The following is an 18307-nucleotide window of genomic DNA, read 5'->3' as shown; positions in this document are numbered from 1 at the left end:
TTTCATGCCCCTTTTTTATTGCATATTTGTGAATTAAACAGGCATATGATTATCATAATAATACTATGCATGCATAATTTTTTTCAAATTACTATAATCCATATGAAATAATCTGTATCTTGAGCCCCAACTAATTTTAAACTTTAATTAAGAATGAGAGCAATACTACTTTTAGCATTGATTGGTATAGGGACTATTGGGTTTGCCCAGACCAATATTAATGGTAATGTTGTTGATCAAAACAACGATCCTATCCCCGGGGCCAATATTGTAATTGTTGGTAAAACCATAGGGACTGTAACTGATTTTGACGGCAATTTCAATTTGGCTACTTCCGAAATCCCACCTTTTAAAATAGAGGTTTCGAGTATTGGTTATACAAGTTCTACGCAAACCATTACGAGTAATTCCCAAACGATAACCGTTGTTTTAAATGAGTCACAAACTTTTTTAGATGAAGTAGTAATATCAGCATCTAGAACACCTGAACGTATTTTTGAATCACCTGTAACCGTTGAACGTATGGGGCTCGAGACTATAAAGAGTACTACAGCTGCGGACTTTTATGGCGGGCTCGAAAATTTAAAGGGTGTAGATGTCAATACAAACAGCTTAACATTTAAATCTGTAAATACTAGGGGTTTTGCATCATTTGCGAATACACGTTTTATGCAGTTGGTTGATGGTATGGATAATTCTACGCCGGCCTTGAACTTCCCTATCGGAAACTTGGTAGGTATGGTAGAAACTGACGTTTTAAGTGTGGAGTTATTACCTGGTGCTTCATCTGCATTATATGGTGCAAATGCCTTTAACGGAATTTTGTTTATGCGCAGTAAAAATCCATTTGATTATGAAGGTATAAGTGTATCTATCAAGCGTGGTATTACTTCTCAGAAAGCTGCAGGAGACAATGCTTATACTGATTTTGGTATTAGGGCGGCCCATAAATTTAGCGACAAATTTGCTGCGAAAGTTAATTTTGGGTACTTAAAAGGAACTGATTGGGCGGCAAATAATATAGCTGGAAAGGATGATAATAATTTTATCACTACCGATAGAACCCGAGCTAATGATTTAAACTATAATGGAGTCAATGTATATGGGGATGATTATGCGGGTAATATCAAAAATGTAGCACTCTTGCTAGAAGCCCGTGGTCTTATACCCGCGGGTGCAAATGCTCTAATTCCTTCAGTAGAAGTTAGTAGAACAGGATATAACGAAAGTGATTTAACCAATTATAATGCTGAAAGTATTAAAGCGGATTGGGGTTTATACTATAGACCTATTGAAGATAATAGTTTAGAAATTTCTTATGTAGGTAAGGTGGGTACAGGGAATACTATTTATCAAGGTACCAATAGATATAATATAAAAGGTTTCTTTCAAGAGCAACACAAACTAGAGGTCAGGAATGACAATTTCTTTGTTCGTGGGTATTTAGTTGGAGATAAATCAGGTGATTCCTATGATATGGGTTTTACAGGTATCCAAATCAATAGAGCTTGGAAAGATGATAATACGTGGTTTGGCGAATATACGGGAGCTTACCTTCAAGCGACTCTAGGTGGCGCTACAGATGAAGCTGCTCATGCGGCGGCTCGTGCAACAGCAGAAACTGGGCGTTTTCTTCCCGGAACTCCTGAATTTCAAGCAGCTTTTGATAGAAGCGTCAACGACCCTAATTTGCTTACAGGTTCAAAATTTCAAGATGCGTCAAAATATTATCATGCGGATGCTAATTATAATTTTAGCCATTTGATTGATTGGGCAGAAATTCAACTGGGAGGTTCCTTTAGGGAATACAGTTTAAATTCTTCAGGAACTATTTATACAGATGCTGACGGACCAATTAATTATTCAGAATTTGGGATTTATTCACAGGTTCAAAAGAATTTGCCTTTGGCTGGTGAAAAAAGTTTAAAGTTGACTGGATCAGTACGTTATGACAAATCTGAATTTTTTGATGGTTTCTTTTCCCCAAGAGTTTCTGCTGGTTTAACCTTAAATAGAAACCATAATATTAGGGCATCGGCACAAACTGGGTTTAGAAACCCCACAACCCAAGACCTTTTTATTGGTTTAGCTACCGGAGGACCTAATTTGGTAGGTTCAGCTCCAGATAATTTAGATAGATATACTGCACGTCCAGATAACATAAGCGCTGCAGGTCAACTTTTAGGACAACCAGCAACCATTGCACAATCAGGAAGAGCCGCTTACGAAAACTCGTATACTAGAAGTTCAGTAAATAGATTTAATGAAACTGGAAACGTTGCTGATTTAGAGATAGGAAACCCAGATATCATAAAACCAGAACAAGTAGCCTCATTTGAAATTGGGTATAGAGGAAAGATAGATAAATTAGTAGTTGATTTTAGCACCTATTATAACAGTTATTCAGATTTCATTTCTCAAGAAGTCGTAATCACGCCTTATTACGGTACTGTTGGTGATGGTTCACTTTCGGTAGATGCAATTGTAAATGGGGATGAACAAGAATTCAGCGCTTATACGAATAGCGATGCTGACGTAAATTCATATGGTGCCTCATTAGGTTTGAGCATGAAAGTATTAGGTAATTATGATTTAGAGGGGAGTTACACCTATACGAAATTGGACTTTGATCGCGAAGCGAATCCAGACTTACAATTAAATTTTAACACACCAGAACATAAATTCAAGGCTTCTTTTGGAAATCAAGAATTGTTTAAGAATTTTGGTTTTAATGTTTCTTACAGATTTAGTGATGACTATTTTTGGGAAGCAACATTTGCTCAAGGCGTAGTACCTGAATTTCATAACGTCGATGCGCAAATAAACTATTCCGTTCCAAGTATAAAATCTACATTTAAGGCAGGGGGTACAAACATCTTAGGCGATGAGTACTTTACAGCCGTTGGAACAGGTTTTATTGGCTCTATGTACTACCTATCTTGGACTATTAACAACTAATTTTAAATGAAAGTTGAAATGAAAAAATTAAAATTTATATATATAACTGTTGGGATTTTAGCTTTTACGGCTTGTAATGACCCAGAAGACGTAGACATCACCCCGGAGGATATGGTTGAGGTGAGCGCTACATTAACTGCTGGTTCCGCTGATTTTTCAAATTATGTTGCATTAGGTAATTCGTTAACGGCTGGTTTTACCGATGGTGCCTTATTTCAAGCAAGTCAGACTTTGTCTTTGCCTAATTTGTTATCACAAAAATTTAGTTTAGTAGGTGGTGGTAGTTTTGTTCAACCGCTTACAAATGATAATCTAGGAGGACTTGCAGCTGGTGGTGCTAGAATACAAAATCCAAGATTGGTTTTTGGTGGCGCTGGTCCAGTAGGTTTAGAAACTTTAATTGGTCCCGTAACGGTTACAACGGATGTTGTATTGAACACTCCAACAGGGCCCTTTAATAATTTGGGTGTGCCCGGGGCAAAAAGTTTTCACCTTTTAGCGCCAGGATATGGTAATTTGGCCAATTTAGAAGCGGGTCTTGCAAATCCATATTTCGTTAGAATGACCGGTGCTACTCCAAATGCAAGTGTTTTGGAGTTGGCAGTAGCGCAGTCACCTAGTTTTTTCTCCCTTTGGGGCGGTGAAAATGATGTTCTTGGTTATGCCACCACCGGTGGAGATGGCTCGAATCCTATTACCCCGGTTTCAGGAGTCCCTGGTGTCGGTTTTGATGGTAGTTATGGAGCATTGATTGCAACTTTGACTGCGGGAGGAGCCCAAGGAGTGGTTGCCAACATTCCTAATGTTCTTAATATCCCCCATTTTACGACGGTACCTCATAACCCTTTAGACCCTACAAATCCAGATTTTGGCCCTCAAATTCCTGTTTTAAATGGAATTTTTGGACAATTAAATCAGGTGTATGCTTTTTTAGGTGTTCCAGAACGTTCCATTGTTTTTTCTTCAACGGCTGCAAGTGAAGTGGTTATAAGAGACGAAACATTACCAGATTTATCTACTCAAATAGCGGGTGTGCTTTTACAAAGCCCAACCTTTCCTGTATTTGTAGAATCTTTTGGTCTACCAGCCCAGGCGGCCCCTCTTGTTGCAGGTTTGTTGGGGTCCACCTATGGTCAAACAAGAGAAGCAACTGCAGAAGATTTATTTGTATTGCCAAGTGCTTCAGTCATAGGAACGGTTAATACAGAATCTGCGGCAGCATTAGTTTTGGCAGGCTTACCGCCAGCATTAGCAGGCCAGTTTTCTGTTGAGGGAATATCACTTCCGCTCGCTGATAAGTGGGTGCTATTGCCAAGTGAACAAGAGGAAATAGCGGTTGCGACCGAAGCATTTAATCAAATAATTGCAGCCACGGCTAGTCAAGCTGGCCTTGCTTTTGTTGATACATACTCACTATTGAATCAATTAGCGAATGGAGGAATTACTAGTGGGCAGTTTACACTTACTTCCAGTTTAGTTACCGGTAGTGCTTTTTCTTTAGATGGGATACATCCTACCGCTAGGGGTTATGCCTTAATTGCAAATGAATTTATGAAAGCTATTGATGTAACTTATGGCTCAAATTTTGAAGCATCAGGTAATCTATTAAACGTTGGGGATTATCCTACCAACTTCTCTCCTATGCTTCAATAGAAAAATATAGAATAGTAATATTTAAAAGGTGCCTAATAGGCACCTTTTAACTTTTGTAAAAAAGGCAAAAAACAGTTTTTGTTTAAAACTGAATACTATATCTTTGCAGCCTGAAAATGAGAGCATTTTTAAGGTTATATTAAACGTAATACATAAACATAAAAGTAATGTCAAAAGTTACAGGTAAAGTTTCGCAAATCATTGGACCCGTGGTTGATGTAGAATTTCAATCAGGTGATGTTCTACCTAGAATCTATGATTCCTTGGAGATAATTAACAAGGATAAGTCTATATTGGTATTGGAAGTACAATCTCATGTAGGCGAAAATACGGTAAGAACTATCTCTATGGATTCTACCGATGGTCTAAGTAGAGGTGTTGATGTGGTTGCTACAGGAAGCGCGATTCAAATGCCTATTGGCGATGATGTATATGGTCGTTTGTTCAATGTAATCGGTGATGCTATTGATGGTTTGGGTAATTTACCTAAATCAGGAAAAGATGGTCTTCCTATTCATAGAGAAGCTCCAAAATTTGAAGATCTTACTACTACTACAGAGGTTTTATTCACTGGTATTAAGGTTATCGATTTAATTGAACCTTATGCAAAAGGTGGTAAAATTGGTCTGTTTGGTGGTGCTGGTGTAGGTAAAACGGTATTGATTCAAGAATTGATTAACAATATTGCCAAAGGGCACGGTGGTCTTTCTGTTTTTGCAGGAGTGGGTGAAAGAACTCGTGAAGGAAATGATTTACTTCGTGAGATGTTAGAATCAGGTATTATAAAGTATGGTGATGATTTCATGCATTCTATGGAAGAAGGCGGTTGGGATTTATCCAAAGTAGATAAAAAGGTGATGAAGGAATCAAAAGCGACTTTCGTTTTTGGACAAATGAACGAACCACCGGGAGCACGTGCAAGAGTTGCTCTTTCAGGTTTGACAATAGCGGAGTATTTTCGCGATGGTGCAGGTGAAGGTCAAGGAAAAGATGTACTTTTCTTCGTAGATAATATTTTCCGTTTTACACAAGCAGGTTCTGAGGTTTCGGCGTTATTAGGTCGTATGCCTTCTGCAGTAGGATACCAACCAACTTTGGCAACAGAGATGGGTGCTATGCAAGAACGTATTACATCAACAAAGAGAGGTTCTATTACTTCTGTACAGGCGGTTTACGTACCTGCAGATGATTTAACGGATCCAGCACCAGCAACAACCTTTGCTCACTTAGATGCAACAACTGTATTGTCTCGTAAAATTGCAGAGCTAGGTATTTATCCTGCTGTAGATCCATTAGATTCTACTTCAAGAATTTTGACTGCTGAAATTTTAGGAAAAGATCATTATGCATGTGCGCAAAGAGTAAAGGAGCTTTTACAGCGATATAAGGAGCTTCAAGATATTATTGCCATATTAGGTATGGAAGAATTATCTGAAGAAGATAAATCAGCTGTGGGTAGAGCTAGACGTGTACAACGTTTCTTATCTCAACCTTTCCACGTAGCAGAACAGTTTACTGGTCTTAAAGGAGTTTTAGTAGATATTAAAGAAACAATAAAAGGCTTTAATATGATTATGGATGGTGAATTAGATCACTTACCAGAATCTGCTTTTAACCTTAAAGGTACAATTGAAGAGGCTATTGAAGCAGGTGAAAAAATGTTGTCTGAAGCTTAAAACTAGTAAACGGTTTGCGGTGCTAGTTTTACTACTGAGTACTGAATACTGAATACTGAATACTGAAAAATTATGTATTTAGAAATTGTATCACCAGAAGCTACATTATTTGCAGGGGAAGTTACTTCAGTAACCGTACCAGGTATTAATGGAGAGTTTCAAATGTTGAAAGATCACGCACCAATTGTTTCCTTATTGCAAGAAGGTAAGGTAAAGTTTGAAGGGAGTGTTATTTTGGATAAGGACTATGCCTCAAAGTTCAGTAAAGATGCTAATGGAAATACGGTATTACCGATTTCTAGCGGTACAATTGAATTGAAGAACAATAAAGTTATTGTACTAGCAGATTAGTGCACAATTTTAATAATTTTAAAGGCCATACTGTAAAGTATGGCCTTTATTTATTCTGCTCTATATTCTAAAATATCAGCTGGTTGACATTCTAGTACTTTACAAATTGCTTCTAGTGTAGAGAAGCGTATAGCTTTAGCTTTTCCTGATTTAAGTATAGATAGATTCGCCTCGGTAATACCTATGAGTTCCGCCAGCTCCTTGCTCTTCATATTATGTTCCGCTAAAACAATATCTAAGTTTACGACAATGCTCATGCTTAAATGGTTAGATCGTTTTCTTTTTTCAACTCATATCCATTTTTTAAGATTTTTGAAATAATTAGCATGAAAATGGCAATCACAATCAAATAAATTAACTCACTTAAGTTAACATTTAGGTTAACTTCCTCAAATATACCAAACTTAACCAAACCACTGCTAATAATATTTATTAAAATAAAACCGATAGAGTAGTAGATGAGGCCACTTCCAAGTAATTCAAAAATTTTACCATTTTTTTTTGTAAAGAAAAGATTTGATTTAGTTCCACATTTTATTTTGTTTACATTAAATAGTATACAAAGCATATATACTTTTAAAAGAATTTCAGTTAATGGAAATAATCTATAGAAAATATTATTATCATTATTATTTAAAGTACCCAGTGAATTCTCTAAATATAAGAGATTTGTGCCTAATGTATATGTTTTATCTATTATCGATATTACTAAACTGAATATAGAAAGGAGCACTAGGATATATAAAAAATTTATTAAGATTGAAAATGGGAACTTATTTATCATAATTTAATAAATTATCGTTTAACGATAACAAATATATAAAAATTATCGAAAAACAATAATATTTTTAAAAAATATATGAATTAGGAAGTCTTTAAAGAGATTAACTCCCAGTCTTGCCCCAAAGAATGGTAGGTACATATTTTTTCAAATCCAACGGAATAATGAGCCCCTAATGAGCGGATATTCGTAGCATCGACCTCAGTAATAATAGCATCATAAGTAGGGTAAGAAGCTTTCTTCATTGCTTCATATAGACCTCTGAATATTCCTTGTTTTCTATGGGTTTTTGCCACGCAAATTTGCCCCATGGTTATATAGTTATTAATGTTATTACCTTCAAGTTCTGTAAACATTGGTCTCAAAACTGAGATTTCATCTTTAAAATCTTCGGTCATGGAAAGTGCGTAGCCAACTACTAGGTCATTATCTTTAGCTATAATGTGTGGGCAAGCATTGTTCATTCTGGTAAGTATATCTAGATTATGATGAACGGTAACGAAACCTTCTTGTGCTATTTCTATAGCGGTTACCGTGGATTTTAAATTCATTTCCTGTAAGGATAGAATTTGCAACATCTCATCTATTGTTTTAGCTGTAGTGTATTGGATATTCATTTATTCAATTTTTAACCAATCTTTGCGTTCCTTTAAAACCTTTTTCGAAAGCTTATCGCCATTTTTCTCTTGTAAACTAATGGCATAGCTTGGGTCTGACTCAAGAATCACTTCTGTATTTTTTTCTTGACCATCGCTTAAATATGTAACCGAAAGCATATCATTTGGTTTAAACTTTTTAACGAACGCTTCAAATTGAATTCCATTTGGAAATGGTTTACCGTTAATAGAGGTGATTACATCATCTTTATCTAAGCCTGCTTTGTATGCAGGACTCCCAATTTTGGTGTTACTTTGAATCTTACCATTTAAATCATCCGTTATGGATACTGCGGCGCCAAAATAAGCAGCATTGTCATCTTGAGACAAAACAATACCAACAGAGCTAAATAGTTCGTTATACTTAGGCATATCACTTTTATGAATATAGTTATTGAAGAAATTATGTCCGAATTCCTCACCAGCATATTGATTTAAAGATTGGTTCAAATTTTCTATGGTATAGGGCTTTTCAGTTTTCCCGTACGTTTTCCACACATGTTTCATATAGTCATCTAAATTCAATCCTTTCTCCCTTAAAGAAAGGTCAAGGGCCAACCCCAATACACTACCGTAGGAATAATAAGAGATAAAGGTATTCTCCCTATTTACAGGGTCTACTGAAGTTGCTGCATCTACAAACGGAGCTTGATAACTCATTTCTATAGGATTGAAAAACTGTCTTGCTGGGGAATTCCAAACATAATTAAAAGTGCCTGTTAATCCTTCAACATATTTTTCAGGTGAAATTAGTCCTACCCTGCAGAGTATTAGATTAGTATAGTAGCTAGTGAAACCTTCGGCGAACCAGAGTTCACCGCTCATATTGGCTTCTTCAAAATTAAAAGGTTCTAATGTCTTTGGGCGGATACGTTCAACATTCCAACTATGAAAAAATTCATGAGAGACCGTTCCAATATTTCCTTCCATACCGCCGTTTGCCAAGGTTCTGGTACTAGTTAATATAGTAGAATTTCTATGCTCCATACCATCACCAGAGGCATTTGGTATGTAGCAAGCTAAAAAAGTATATAAGCCATAATCAAATTTAGGAAGTGCTCCGAAAACTTCCTTTTCAGCGATTACTACTTTTTTAACTTTTTCAAAATAGGTGTCTGCCTCATCTTCGGTTCCTGGGTCGTGTAGTGCAAACTTTACCGTTTGTCCATCGATATTGATTTCTCTTACTTTATGATTACTCAATTCTGTTGGGCTATCCATAAAATAATAAAGATTTGGTGCACTGTACGTGTTACCTTTTACATGAGGTAGTTGTGTAGCAACTTTCCATCCTAAATCTTCTCTTATTGAAAAATTGACATCGATTGGTCGTTCATTTAAAGTGGGAGCATACATAAAGGTTGCCGGTATATTTAAATGAGCATGGGTTTCATCAATCTGCGAATAGGTGCCATCACCTCTATTTGCAAATAAAGTGTACTTTATATTTACCTGTCCATCATGACCTGAAACCTTCCATTCATATGGATTCTCTCTTGTTATTTTCAAAGAATTTCCTTTACTGTCGAACGCAGTAAAATTATAAACATTTTTAGCAAACTCATGCAATGCATAACGACCAGGTGAAGTTCTGCTCATTCTTAACGTTAAGGTGTCAGTAGATATATCCTTAAAAGTGGCAGAAATTACTGCCTCATGATGAACTGCATTATCAAAAGAAATAGAATAATTGTTGGTCTGTGCAGATAGTTGAATTGACTGAAAACAAAATAGAAGAATTAGGAGTAAGAATCGCATACAATGATTTTTGGCTAAGATAATGAAGCTAATTCATGTATTTTAAACTTTTTTTTGTTGTAAAATACTAAGTATGTGAGTTCGGTAGCGTATTAATTTTCAAACTTTGCTACAACAGTTTTTTTGATTTCTTTTAAAATATAGTCTGTAATAGGTTTGGTTACAACGTCCTCTACCAAAGGATTTTCCAATAATTTATCTATATCTTGTTGATAGGCAGAAGATGTTAAAACAAAAATCATACAATTATCTGGGGCGGCAAATTTTTCAAATTGCTCCATAAACTGCCAACCATCCATTACAGGCATATTTAAATCTAGAAAAATAATATAATTGGTTTCCTTTGAATATTCTCTCTTTAGATATTCGATAGCGGTTAGGCCATTTAGAAAATTACATATATCACCTTCTAATGCTGTGGCCTCAATTCCTTTTTCTAATAAAAAAGTGAATATAGGATCGTCTTCAATTAATAGTAGTTGGTAATTCATTTAATTTCTTTTGGATCTATAGCATTTGCGGTTTTCTGAACCGTTTGTTTTATGACTGTGTCTATTTCGTCTGCCGACTGAAATATAAAATTCAATACTTGTTCTTTTTCTTCAGAATCCAATATATTCTTTTCATTCCTTATTAAATCAATTAACCCCATAAGTCGCGCTACAGGTGCTCTAACAATGTGCGATTGGGTCCAAGCAATTTCTTTAAGTTTTGAATTCTGTTTCTTTATTGCTTTAAGGTATAATACACGATCTGTTACATCTCTTGAATTGGTAACAATACCGTTAATGGAAGGTTCTTTTATTTGATTGGTGGCAATTGTTTCTATCCATCTCCAATTACCTTCCTTATTTTTAAACCTGAAGGGTTCTATAATGACCTGCGACTTTTCTATAGCATCCTTAAACTGCTTAAAAACCGATTCTTGGTCTTCTGGATGGATATAATCAAAAGCATTGGTGCCAATAAACTCCTCTGGAGCAATTTGTAGCACTTTTAAAGAAGTGGGACTTACATAATTGTAATTAGCTTCTAAATCTAAAATACCAATAAGATCACTTCCTTCCTGTACTAAAGTTTTAAAACGACGTTCACTTTGTTCTAAATAATGTTGGGCCTTTTTCTTTTCGGTAATATCCTTCGCCACACAATAAACGATTCCATCTCCCGTACTACTCTTTGAGGACCATAACATTGGTATTAAACTACCATTTTTATGAACATACTTATTCTCAAAATTGGTTTCTTGTTCTCCGGAAATTACTAATTTCTCAGATTTTAAGGTGGCAAACCGATCCTCATGATAAACAAAATCAATATAATTCTTGCCAATCAATTCATCCGGAGAATATCCCCATATTTTTTCGCTTGCCTTACTTACTGTCCTAAAAATACCATCTTCATCCAGTGTACAAATAATGTCCAGGGAAGTATCAAAAATTTTCTCTAATGCCAGGTTTTTCTTTTCAATTTCTTTTTTGGTTTTTCTGAATTCAAACAATTGCACGACTTGTTTAGCAAGGGTTTGTAAACCGTTAATTTGAATTTCACTAAGCTTTTTTGGTCGATCATCAATAACACATAGAGCACCAAGTCTAAAACCAAGAGGTGTTGTTAAGGAAACACCGGCGTAAAAAGAAACGTTGGGGGCGTTTTGAACCATAGGGTTATCTGCAAACCGAGCATCCTTTTTCGCATCCTCTACAATCAATACATCTACATCATCTTTTATAATGTATTGGCAGAACGAATGTTCCAATGGAATTTCATTCAAGTCTATACCATGAAACGACTTAAAATACTGACGTTTGTTGTCGATTAAAGTTATTAAACCTATAGGTGTGTTGCATATAGCTGCAGCTAATTTGGTTATCTCGTCATAAACACTTTCGGGTAAAGTGTCCATAAGTTCATAAGATTCCAAGGTCCTTATTCTTCTGTTATTGTCAATTCTAGAATTTGCCATAAAATTTGGGATAACTATTCTAAATTATTGTAGTCACTAACCGACATTCGGTAGGAAAACACTTTAAAAAAGGCGACAAAATTAGAATTTATCTTTTTTAAATCAGCTCAATTAAGAATACTTTAATTTACATTTATGAATTCAACAAGTTTTTAAATAATTAATAATCAATTATTTATGATCAGCGACTATATTGTGCCTTATTGTTAGCAGACTTTAAGATATAGCCCTTCAAATTTTTAGTATTAAAAGCCTTTTTCATGTTTTGTGAAGCTTTGATTTCATAGAAAAGCTATTTTTGTTAAATGAACCAACTACCCCTAAAATTGCTTAATAATTTAGCAAACCGTAAAAAGGAAGAGACTTTTCGGCAATTAAACTCTATAAATGGTTTAATAGATTTTTTATCAAATGACTATTTAGGTTTTGCAACAAATGAAACCTTGTTTTCAAAAACGTTTCAGTTATTATTAAACGAAAGTGTTGCTTCAAACGGATCAGGTGGATCAAGGTTATTGTCAGGTAATCATAAATTATACACTATTCTAGAACCATTATTGGCTACATTTTATAAAGTAAATTCTGCACTTGTCTTTAACTCTGGTTATGATGCTAATATGGGGTTGTTTAGCGCTTTACCACAACGTGGCGATTTAATTTTTTATGATGAGTTCGTACATGCCAGTATTCGAGAAGGTATACGCATGAGCAATGCGAAGTCCTATAGCTTTTCACATAATGATCTACATAGTTTAAAGGAAAAAGTAGATTTAAATTCTGCTAGAAATGAGAATGATGAACTAGTAATTTATGTAGTTACAGAAAGTGTTTTTTCTATGGATGGAGACACACCCGATTTAAAAGCATTTTCAGAGTACACCAAAGCGAATGGTTATAATTTAATAGTAGATGAGGCTCATGCAGTTGGGGTATTAGGGAAGAACGGGGAAGGTCTGATACCAGCGCTAGGCCTTGAAAATGATGTATTTGCCAGAACGGTTACTTTTGGCAAAGGATTTGGTTGTCACGGTGCAGCAATATTGGGTTCTGAAGATTTGAAAGATTATTTGGTGAATTTCGCTAAACCTTTTATTTATACTACAGCATTAACACCACATACGCTAGCAACCATAATTACATCGCATACATTTTTTAAAGAATTAGGTGAGGAGCCAAAACTCAAATTAAAAGAGAACATTGAGTTTTTCAAAAAGCAAATTAGTTCTCAAAAGATAAATCAACTTTTTATACCTAGTAATACTGCTATACAAGGCTGTATAATTCCTGGTTCAAAAAAAGTAAAACTAGTTTCTAAAAAACTCATTGACAAAGGCTTTAATGTAAAAGCGATTCTTGCACCAACAGTGCCAGAAGGGCAAGAAAGACTCAGAATTTGTTTGCACAGCTTTAATTCAAAAGAAGAAATAGGGCTTTTAATAAAATTGTTATCTAGCTTTATTTAAAAAATACATGGAAGATAAATTTTATCAACTCGCCACTTTTGAATATGTTGCCGATGTACAGATAGTGAAAGGAAAACTTGAGTCTGAAGGGATACCGGTATTTCTTAGAGATGAAAATACATTGAATTCAGACCCTATAATCAGTAATGCTATTGGTGGGGTTAAATTACAGGTGTACTCTAAAGATAAAGAGAGGGCAGTAGCTATTTATAATGAAATTAGGGCCTATGCTATTGATAATGATGGTGAACCTATTGTTTGCCCAAATTGTAAAGCTCAAAAATCAGAAGCGTATTATAACAGGAAAGGAGTTTTTTATAAACTTTTCCCATTTTTTGAAAAAAGAAAATATAAGTGCCTAAATTGTGGCATGATCACTAACGCAAAGTAAGAACAGAATGCAGAAGATTTTTGTAACCGGAATTTCAACAGGAGTAGGAAAAACTATTGCTTCGGCCATTTTTACTGAAGCCTTACAGGCAGATTATTGGAAACCTGTACAAGCAGGAGATTTAGATAATTCAGATACAGACAGGGTTAAAAGTTTGATCTCGAATGATAAAACTAAATTTCACCCATGCAGTTATGAGTTGACATCTCCTATGAGTCCGCATGCTGCTGCTGAAATCGATGGTATTCGAATTGATAGATTTCATATCAATGAACCTGAAACAGAAAACAATTTAATTATTGAAGGTTCTGGTGGAATTTTGGTACCCTTAAATGAGGAAGACACCTTGTTCGATATAATAATGCCAGATTATAAAGTTGTTGTGGTGTCAAGAAATTATTTAGGCAGTATAAATCATTCTTTATTGACGATATATTGGTTGCAACACAAAGGGTATGATGTTTCTGTTTTGTTTAGTGGAGAATCTAATCCACAATCAGAAAATATTATTCTACAAAAAACCGGAGTAACTCTTTTGGGTAGAATTGATGAAGAGGAAAAATTTGATAAAGAAGTCATTAAAAAATATGCCGATAAGTTTGCAGGCGCATTAAGGTCGCTCTAAACGTTGTAGAATTTCTGCATTTTCAATGGTAGCGAAATTGGTATAGTGTTTGGCTAAATACGCGTCAATATATTCATTTTCCTCTATTTCTTTTTTGTCCAAAATTCGGCGGCCTTTTCGAATCACCACAGTTTTTGGTTGTAATTCTTCCATAATAAATTTCAGTTCATCTAAAGAGTTTTTCCTTGGGTTCTCAAAGAAAATAAAAAGTTCATCTCTACAAATGTTACTAGGGTGGGTTGAGGCAATCGTTGGAGGTAGGGTATCTAAATTCCAATAACCAATATGATATTCAAAAAACAAAATGTTTTTAGTCTCAAGGTTATTGTTTTTTATAAAAGTAGGCACAGAAAATCCCTCCCCATTAAAAAAGGTATTGCGTTCATATTTATTTTTAAGAATATTGACATATTCTAAATAACTTTCCGCAGGTATTAATAAAATCAGAAATAGTACATATTTTGGGACCTTAGATTTGTAGTCTATGGTTAGTTTCTGAACTACTATTGCAACCAAAATCAATAGCATGGGGTGTAATTGTATTAGGTAATGCCCGTTTATTCTTCCACCTTTTACAAAAGACACCAATACACCGGCAATAGCAACCAATACTATTTGTACTGTCCTATTTCTAAAATTAAGATTACGGCTTTTATAAGCGTAAAAAAGAAAAAGACCTGTAACGACAAATATTGGGGCTAGTTTAAAAATAGAATACCTTCTAGCTTCAGTGTATTCTAAAGGAGCTAAAACCACAGATTCCCACCAAACAAAGGTTTGGTCAGAAAGATAGTAGGGTAGTATTGTAGCAAAAATAATGACTAAAACACCCACTCCGAATAATAGTACATGAAGTACATTGATATACTTTTTCGAGAAAAATGATTCGTAGATAAGATAGAGGCCGATAAAGAATATAGGAAAAGCCATATTCAATTTCACCATAACGGTAACTCCCATTAACAATCCTGCTAGAAAAGTATAACGAATAGTCTTTTTACTTTGTAAAAGGTAGATTGCAGGGACGAAAAATGCGATACAAATATGTTCTGACATTACCCCTTGCAGGCTGCCGAAAAGACTTAATAGAAAAATGCAAAGCAAGCCCACTATAATAGATGCTTTTTTAGACAGCACTGTTAATGCAATTTTATACGTGAAGTAAGCAGTAATGACCACTAAAAAAACGCCTGCCAATCGTATGGCAATAAAGCTTTTGCCAAAAACAGATATAATCGCGGCAAAAAAGGCAAAAGTTAAGGGTGGTTTTAAATCCCATAATTGGGTGTAGGGTAGAAAGCCATCTGCCCACGATTGGCCTAGAAGAATAAAAGTACTTTCATCTCGGTCAATATAATCTCGAAAGAAAAAGGGAAAACGAATTAAAAAGGTAATAAGGAAAAAGATGAGGAATACCAAGCTACTCTTTATCTCGGAAAAATTTAAAAATGCTTTTTTGTTTCTTTTTGAGGGCATCTCTTTGTTGCGGTTTATTTCCCGATCTTTGCAAGATAGATAAAATGACGAATTATAAATTCTATGACTGTGGAAAATCTATCTACTCGAGATAAAAAATATTTATGGCATCCTCTAACGCAGCATAAGTTCAATAAACGGCAATTGGCTATTGTTAGAGCGAAAGATGCGTTATTGTTTGACGAGGACGGAAAAGAATATATTGATGGCATAGCTTCTTGGTACACGGTAATGTATGGTCATTCTAACAAGTATATTGTTTCTGCAATGACCAAGCAAATGAACAAGTTAGATTTTGTGATGTTCAGCGGTCTAACACACGAACCGGCAATTGAATTATCTGAGAAATTGATGGAGATTTTGCCAGAAAATCAGGCAAAGATATTTTTCAATGATAATGGTTCTACTGCTATTGAAGCGGCAATAAAAATGGCATTGCAATTTTATCATAACAATGGTGAATTAAGAGATACGCTTATAGCATTTGAAGATGGATTTCATGGCGATACCTTTGGTGCTATGAGTGCATCAGGACTTTCATCCTACAACGGTCCTTTTGAAGATTTTCTTTTGAAGGTTGTGCGAATACCTACACCACAACTGAATAATATTAAGGAAGTAAAAGAAAGACTTGCTCAAATTCTACAAGAAAACAAAAGCGCAGCCTTCATATTTGAGCCTTTAGTGCAAGGTGCAGCTGGTATGAAATTTCATTCTGCCAAAGGTCTTGATGAATTGATTAACCTATGTAAAGAAAATAATGTCTTAAGTATTGCCGATGAAATAATGACCGGTTTCGGTAAAACTGGAAAGAATTTTGCTTCAGATTATCTTGAAAACAAACCTGATATTATTTGTTTAAGCAAAGCACTCACGGCAGGTATGTTTCCTTTAAGTATTACAAGTTGTTCACAAGCAGTTTTTAATCGCTTTTTAAGCGACGAGGTTCATAAAGGGTTCTTTCATGCACATACATTTAGTGCACACCCTGTTGGTTGTGCCGCTGCCTTAGCGGGTATTGAACTTTTAAATTCACCTGAAATTGTAGAAAGAAGAAAATATATTGAGAGCGCCCATAACTCTTTTGCTGCAATAATAGAGAAGCATGAAAAAGTTCGTAATGTAAGAGTGATGGGAGTTATACTGGCCATAGACTTAAACATACAAATGGAGCGTTATGGTAATTTACGTGATGACTTATATAACTTCTTTGTAGAAAGAGGGGTTTTATTAAGACCGCTCGGTAATACAATTTACGTGCTTCCGCCTTATGTAATTACAAATTCCGAACTTCAAAAAATTTACGATACCATTACAGCGGCATTAGAAACTATTTAGATCACGATGTTGAAAGAGAAAATATCCATAACAGCTATAGCATCGCTCTCACCTTTAGGTAGCACATTAGAAGAAACTTGGCAGTCTTATCAAAATAATGAACATTATTTTTCATTGATTCAGAAAAATGGCGAGAAGTCTTGGGTTTCACCATTGTCTAAATCGGGTAGCGTTCTAGTTGAGAAACTTCGAGTATCTGATGCTAAGTATAGGAAATTAGATGAAAGCGTTTTATATGCAATGGTCGCTTCAAGATTAGCTGTAAGAGATTCTGGTTGGAAAAGCGATTCCGAATTCGGAATCAATTTAGGTTCGTCTAGAGGGGCTACAAAATTATTCGAACAATACCATACAGAGTTTTTAGAAACAGGTTTAGCATCAACATTAAGTTCGCCCACCACCACCTTAGGTAATATTTCTTCATGGGTATCACATGATTTAGGAGCTAGAGGACCTGAAATTTCCCATTCTATTACTTGTTCCACGGGTCTACATGCTCTGCTAAATGGTATTGCTTGGATCAATAGCGGTATGGCCAATAAGTTTTTGGTCGGAGCAAGTGAAGCACCCTTGACAGATTTTACGATTGCCCAAATGAAGGCATTAAAGATTTACGCAAAAGCGCCCGAGTCGAATTCTGACTCGGTAGTTGAGCGTAACAAAAACTACCCTTGCCAAGCATTGAATTTAGAAAAGGAGTACAACAGCATGATACTTGGTGAAGGCGCATCGGTAGTGTGTTTAGAAAAGGGAATTGTGAAAAATGCTTTGGCTACAATTGACGGTGTCGGTTATGCAACTGAAATTTTAAAACACAATACATCTATTTCTACAAATGCCCTTTGTTTTCAAAAATCGATGAAAATGGCTTTGGGTGATTTAGACCCTTCTGAGGTTGATGTAGTTGTAATGCATGCTCCAGGAACTATAAAAGGTGATTTATCAGAACATAATGCTATTCAAAAAGTTTTTGGCAGCAACATACCTTCGTTAACAAACAATAAATGGAAATTAGGTCACACATTCGCAACATCGGGCATGCTAAACTTAGAGATGGCGGTATTAATGCTTCAATTTAATGAATTCATACCGGTGCCATTTTTAAGTCAAAAATCAGTTGAAAGAAATATCAAATATGTAATGGTAAATGCGGTAGGTTTTGGTGGTAATGCAGTTAGTATTTTAGTATGTAAGGAAGAATAGCTTGTTTAACAA

At 35.3% G+C, this 18307-nt stretch carries 16 protein-coding genes; 9 read left to right on the top strand and 7 right to left on the bottom strand.

The window, feature by feature from the left end; genetic code table 11:
• Positions 1-153 precede the first annotated feature (153 nt).
• The 4 genes from BMY56_RS05590 (at position 154) to BMY56_RS05575 (ending at position 6638) form a co-directional block, all read left to right on the top strand.
• The gene (locus BMY56_RS05590; RefSeq protein WP_091621035.1) at positions 154-2958 is read left to right on the top strand and encodes a TonB-dependent receptor; all 2805 of its coding nucleotides are present in this window, start codon (positions 154-156) and stop codon (positions 2956-2958) included.
• An 18-nt stretch (positions 2959-2976) separates the two neighbouring features.
• Positions 2977-4611: an SGNH/GDSL hydrolase family protein gene (locus BMY56_RS05585; RefSeq protein WP_091621841.1), complete on the top strand. Its 1635-nt coding sequence runs from the start codon at positions 2977-2979 to the stop codon at positions 4609-4611.
• 167 nt (positions 4612-4778) lie between these two features.
• Positions 4779-6287: a F0F1 ATP synthase subunit beta gene (gene atpD / locus BMY56_RS05580; protein ID WP_091621032.1), complete on the top strand. Its 1509-nt coding sequence runs from the start codon at positions 4779-4781 to the stop codon at positions 6285-6287.
• A gap of 72 nt (positions 6288-6359) precedes the next feature.
• A complete protein-coding gene (locus tag BMY56_RS05575; protein ID WP_091621029.1) occupies positions 6360-6638 on the top strand; it encodes a F0F1 ATP synthase subunit delta/epsilon in 279 nt (92 codons plus the stop codon).
• A 50-nt stretch (positions 6639-6688) separates the two neighbouring features.
• Here BMY56_RS05575 and BMY56_RS05570 read toward each other — a convergent pair whose 3' ends face one another.
• The 6 genes from BMY56_RS05570 to BMY56_RS05545 form a co-directional block, all read right to left on the bottom strand.
• Positions 6689-6895 (bottom strand): helix-turn-helix domain-containing protein, encoded by a 207-nt coding sequence (locus BMY56_RS05570; protein WP_091621027.1) that lies wholly within the window; start codon positions 6893-6895, stop codon positions 6689-6691.
• Positions 6896-6897: 2 nt separating this feature from the next.
• On the bottom strand, positions 6898-7422 hold the full coding sequence (locus BMY56_RS05565; RefSeq protein ID WP_091621024.1) for a DUF2975 domain-containing protein: 525 nt from the start codon (positions 7420-7422) through the stop codon (positions 6898-6900).
• An 80-nt stretch (positions 7423-7502) separates the two neighbouring features.
• On the bottom strand, positions 7503-8036 hold the full coding sequence (locus BMY56_RS05560; protein ID WP_091621022.1) for a GNAT family N-acetyltransferase: 534 nt from the start codon (positions 8034-8036) through the stop codon (positions 7503-7505).
• Positions 8037-9833 carry a M61 family metallopeptidase gene (locus BMY56_RS05555; protein WP_091621019.1) on the bottom strand — a complete coding sequence of 599 codons (1797 nt, stop codon included), beginning with the start codon at positions 9831-9833 and terminating at the stop codon, positions 8037-8039.
• A 92-nt stretch (positions 9834-9925) separates the two neighbouring features.
• Positions 9926-10324: a response regulator gene (locus BMY56_RS05550; protein WP_091621016.1), complete on the bottom strand. Its 399-nt coding sequence runs from the start codon at positions 10322-10324 to the stop codon at positions 9926-9928.
• A complete protein-coding gene (locus BMY56_RS05545; protein WP_091621013.1) occupies positions 10321-11799 on the bottom strand; it encodes a PAS domain S-box protein in 1479 nt (492 codons plus the stop codon). The genes BMY56_RS05550 and BMY56_RS05545 overlap by 4 nt, the downstream gene beginning before the upstream one ends.
• A gap of 305 nt (positions 11800-12104) precedes the next feature.
• Here BMY56_RS05545 and BMY56_RS05540 point away from each other — a divergent pair, with 305 nt between their 5' ends.
• From BMY56_RS05540 to bioD, 3 genes are read left to right on the top strand one after another with little or no spacing between them, the layout of a single operon-like run.
• Positions 12105-13262, top strand: a complete 1158-nt coding sequence (locus BMY56_RS05540; protein ID WP_091621010.1) for an aminotransferase class I/II-fold pyridoxal phosphate-dependent enzyme — start codon at positions 12105-12107, stop codon at positions 13260-13262.
• Between the two features lie 7 nt (positions 13263-13269).
• Positions 13270-13653, top strand: a complete 384-nt coding sequence (locus tag BMY56_RS05535) for a putative signal transducing protein (RefSeq protein WP_091621007.1) — start codon at positions 13270-13272, stop codon at positions 13651-13653.
• A 7-nt stretch (positions 13654-13660) separates the two neighbouring features.
• Complete coding sequence (gene bioD, locus BMY56_RS05530; RefSeq protein WP_091621004.1) at positions 13661-14278, top strand: dethiobiotin synthase; 618 nt, start codon at positions 13661-13663, stop codon at positions 14276-14278.
• Here the strand turns inward: bioD and BMY56_RS05525 are convergent.
• Positions 14264-15754 (bottom strand): ArnT family glycosyltransferase, encoded by a 1491-nt coding sequence (locus BMY56_RS05525; protein ID WP_091621002.1) that lies wholly within the window; start codon positions 15752-15754, stop codon positions 14264-14266. The two genes, bioD and BMY56_RS05525, sit on opposite strands and share 15 nt — an antisense overlap.
• 63 nt (positions 15755-15817) lie before the next feature.
• On the opposite strand from BMY56_RS05525, the gene bioA reads away from it, so the two are divergent.
• Together bioA and BMY56_RS05515 are read left to right on the top strand one after the other, a co-directional pair.
• Positions 15818-17092 carry an adenosylmethionine--8-amino-7-oxononanoate transaminase gene (bioA, locus tag BMY56_RS05520; protein WP_091620999.1) on the top strand — a complete coding sequence of 425 codons (1275 nt, stop codon included), beginning with the start codon at positions 15818-15820 and terminating at the stop codon, positions 17090-17092.
• A 6-nt stretch (positions 17093-17098) separates the two neighbouring features.
• Positions 17099-18295 carry a beta-ketoacyl synthase N-terminal-like domain-containing protein gene (locus tag BMY56_RS05515; RefSeq protein WP_091620997.1) on the top strand — a complete coding sequence of 399 codons (1197 nt, stop codon included), beginning with the start codon at positions 17099-17101 and terminating at the stop codon, positions 18293-18295.
• The last annotated feature ends 12 nt before the right edge of the window (positions 18296-18307 follow it).

Source organism: Maribacter orientalis, from assembly GCF_900109345.1.
In the GTDB taxonomy this organism is placed as follows: domain Bacteria; phylum Bacteroidota; class Bacteroidia; order Flavobacteriales; family Flavobacteriaceae; genus Maribacter; species Maribacter orientalis.
Note: the sequence above shows the minus strand (reverse complement) of the source record. Positions and strands in the feature narration are given on the sequence as shown.

What these genes read in the sequence shown, in the direction of transcription:
- BMY56_RS05590 (WP_091621035.1), top strand. Translation starts at nt 154, where the DNA reads ATGAGAGCAATACTACTTTTAGCATTGATTGGTATAGGGACTATTGGG.
- BMY56_RS05540 (WP_091621010.1), top strand. Translation starts at nt 12,105, where the DNA reads ATGAACCAACTACCCCTAAAATTGCTTAATAATTTAGCAAACCGTAAA.
- BMY56_RS05515 (WP_091620997.1), top strand. Translation starts at nt 17,099, where the DNA reads ATGTTGAAAGAGAAAATATCCATAACAGCTATAGCATCGCTCTCACCT.
- BMY56_RS05535 (WP_091621007.1), top strand. Translation starts at nt 13,270, where the DNA reads ATGGAAGATAAATTTTATCAACTCGCCACTTTTGAATATGTTGCCGAT.
- BMY56_RS05570 (WP_091621027.1), bottom strand. Translation starts at nt 6,895, where the DNA reads ATGAGCATTGTCGTAAACTTAGATATTGTTTTAGCGGAACATAATATG.
- BMY56_RS05565 (WP_091621024.1), bottom strand. Translation starts at nt 7,422, where the DNA reads ATGATAAATAAGTTCCCATTTTCAATCTTAATAAATTTTTTATATATC.
- BMY56_RS05555 (WP_091621019.1), bottom strand. Translation starts at nt 9,833, where the DNA reads ATGCGATTCTTACTCCTAATTCTTCTATTTTGTTTTCAGTCAATTCAA.
- BMY56_RS05560 (WP_091621022.1), bottom strand. Translation starts at nt 8,036, where the DNA reads ATGAATATCCAATACACTACAGCTAAAACAATAGATGAGATGTTGCAA.
- BMY56_RS05585 (WP_091621841.1), top strand. Translation starts at nt 2,977, where the DNA reads ATGAAAAAATTAAAATTTATATATATAACTGTTGGGATTTTAGCTTTT.
- atpD (WP_091621032.1), top strand. Translation starts at nt 4,779, where the DNA reads ATGTCAAAAGTTACAGGTAAAGTTTCGCAAATCATTGGACCCGTGGTT.
- BMY56_RS05545 (WP_091621013.1), bottom strand. Translation starts at nt 11,799, where the DNA reads ATGGCAAATTCTAGAATTGACAATAACAGAAGAATAAGGACCTTGGAA.
- BMY56_RS05575 (WP_091621029.1), top strand. Translation starts at nt 6,360, where the DNA reads ATGTATTTAGAAATTGTATCACCAGAAGCTACATTATTTGCAGGGGAA.
- bioA (WP_091620999.1), top strand. Translation starts at nt 15,818, where the DNA reads ATGACTGTGGAAAATCTATCTACTCGAGATAAAAAATATTTATGGCAT.
- BMY56_RS05525 (WP_091621002.1), bottom strand. Translation starts at nt 15,754, where the DNA reads ATGCCCTCAAAAAGAAACAAAAAAGCATTTTTAAATTTTTCCGAGATA.
- BMY56_RS05550 (WP_091621016.1), bottom strand. Translation starts at nt 10,324, where the DNA reads ATGAATTACCAACTACTATTAATTGAAGACGATCCTATATTCACTTTT.
- bioD (WP_091621004.1), top strand. Translation starts at nt 13,661, where the DNA reads ATGCAGAAGATTTTTGTAACCGGAATTTCAACAGGAGTAGGAAAAACT.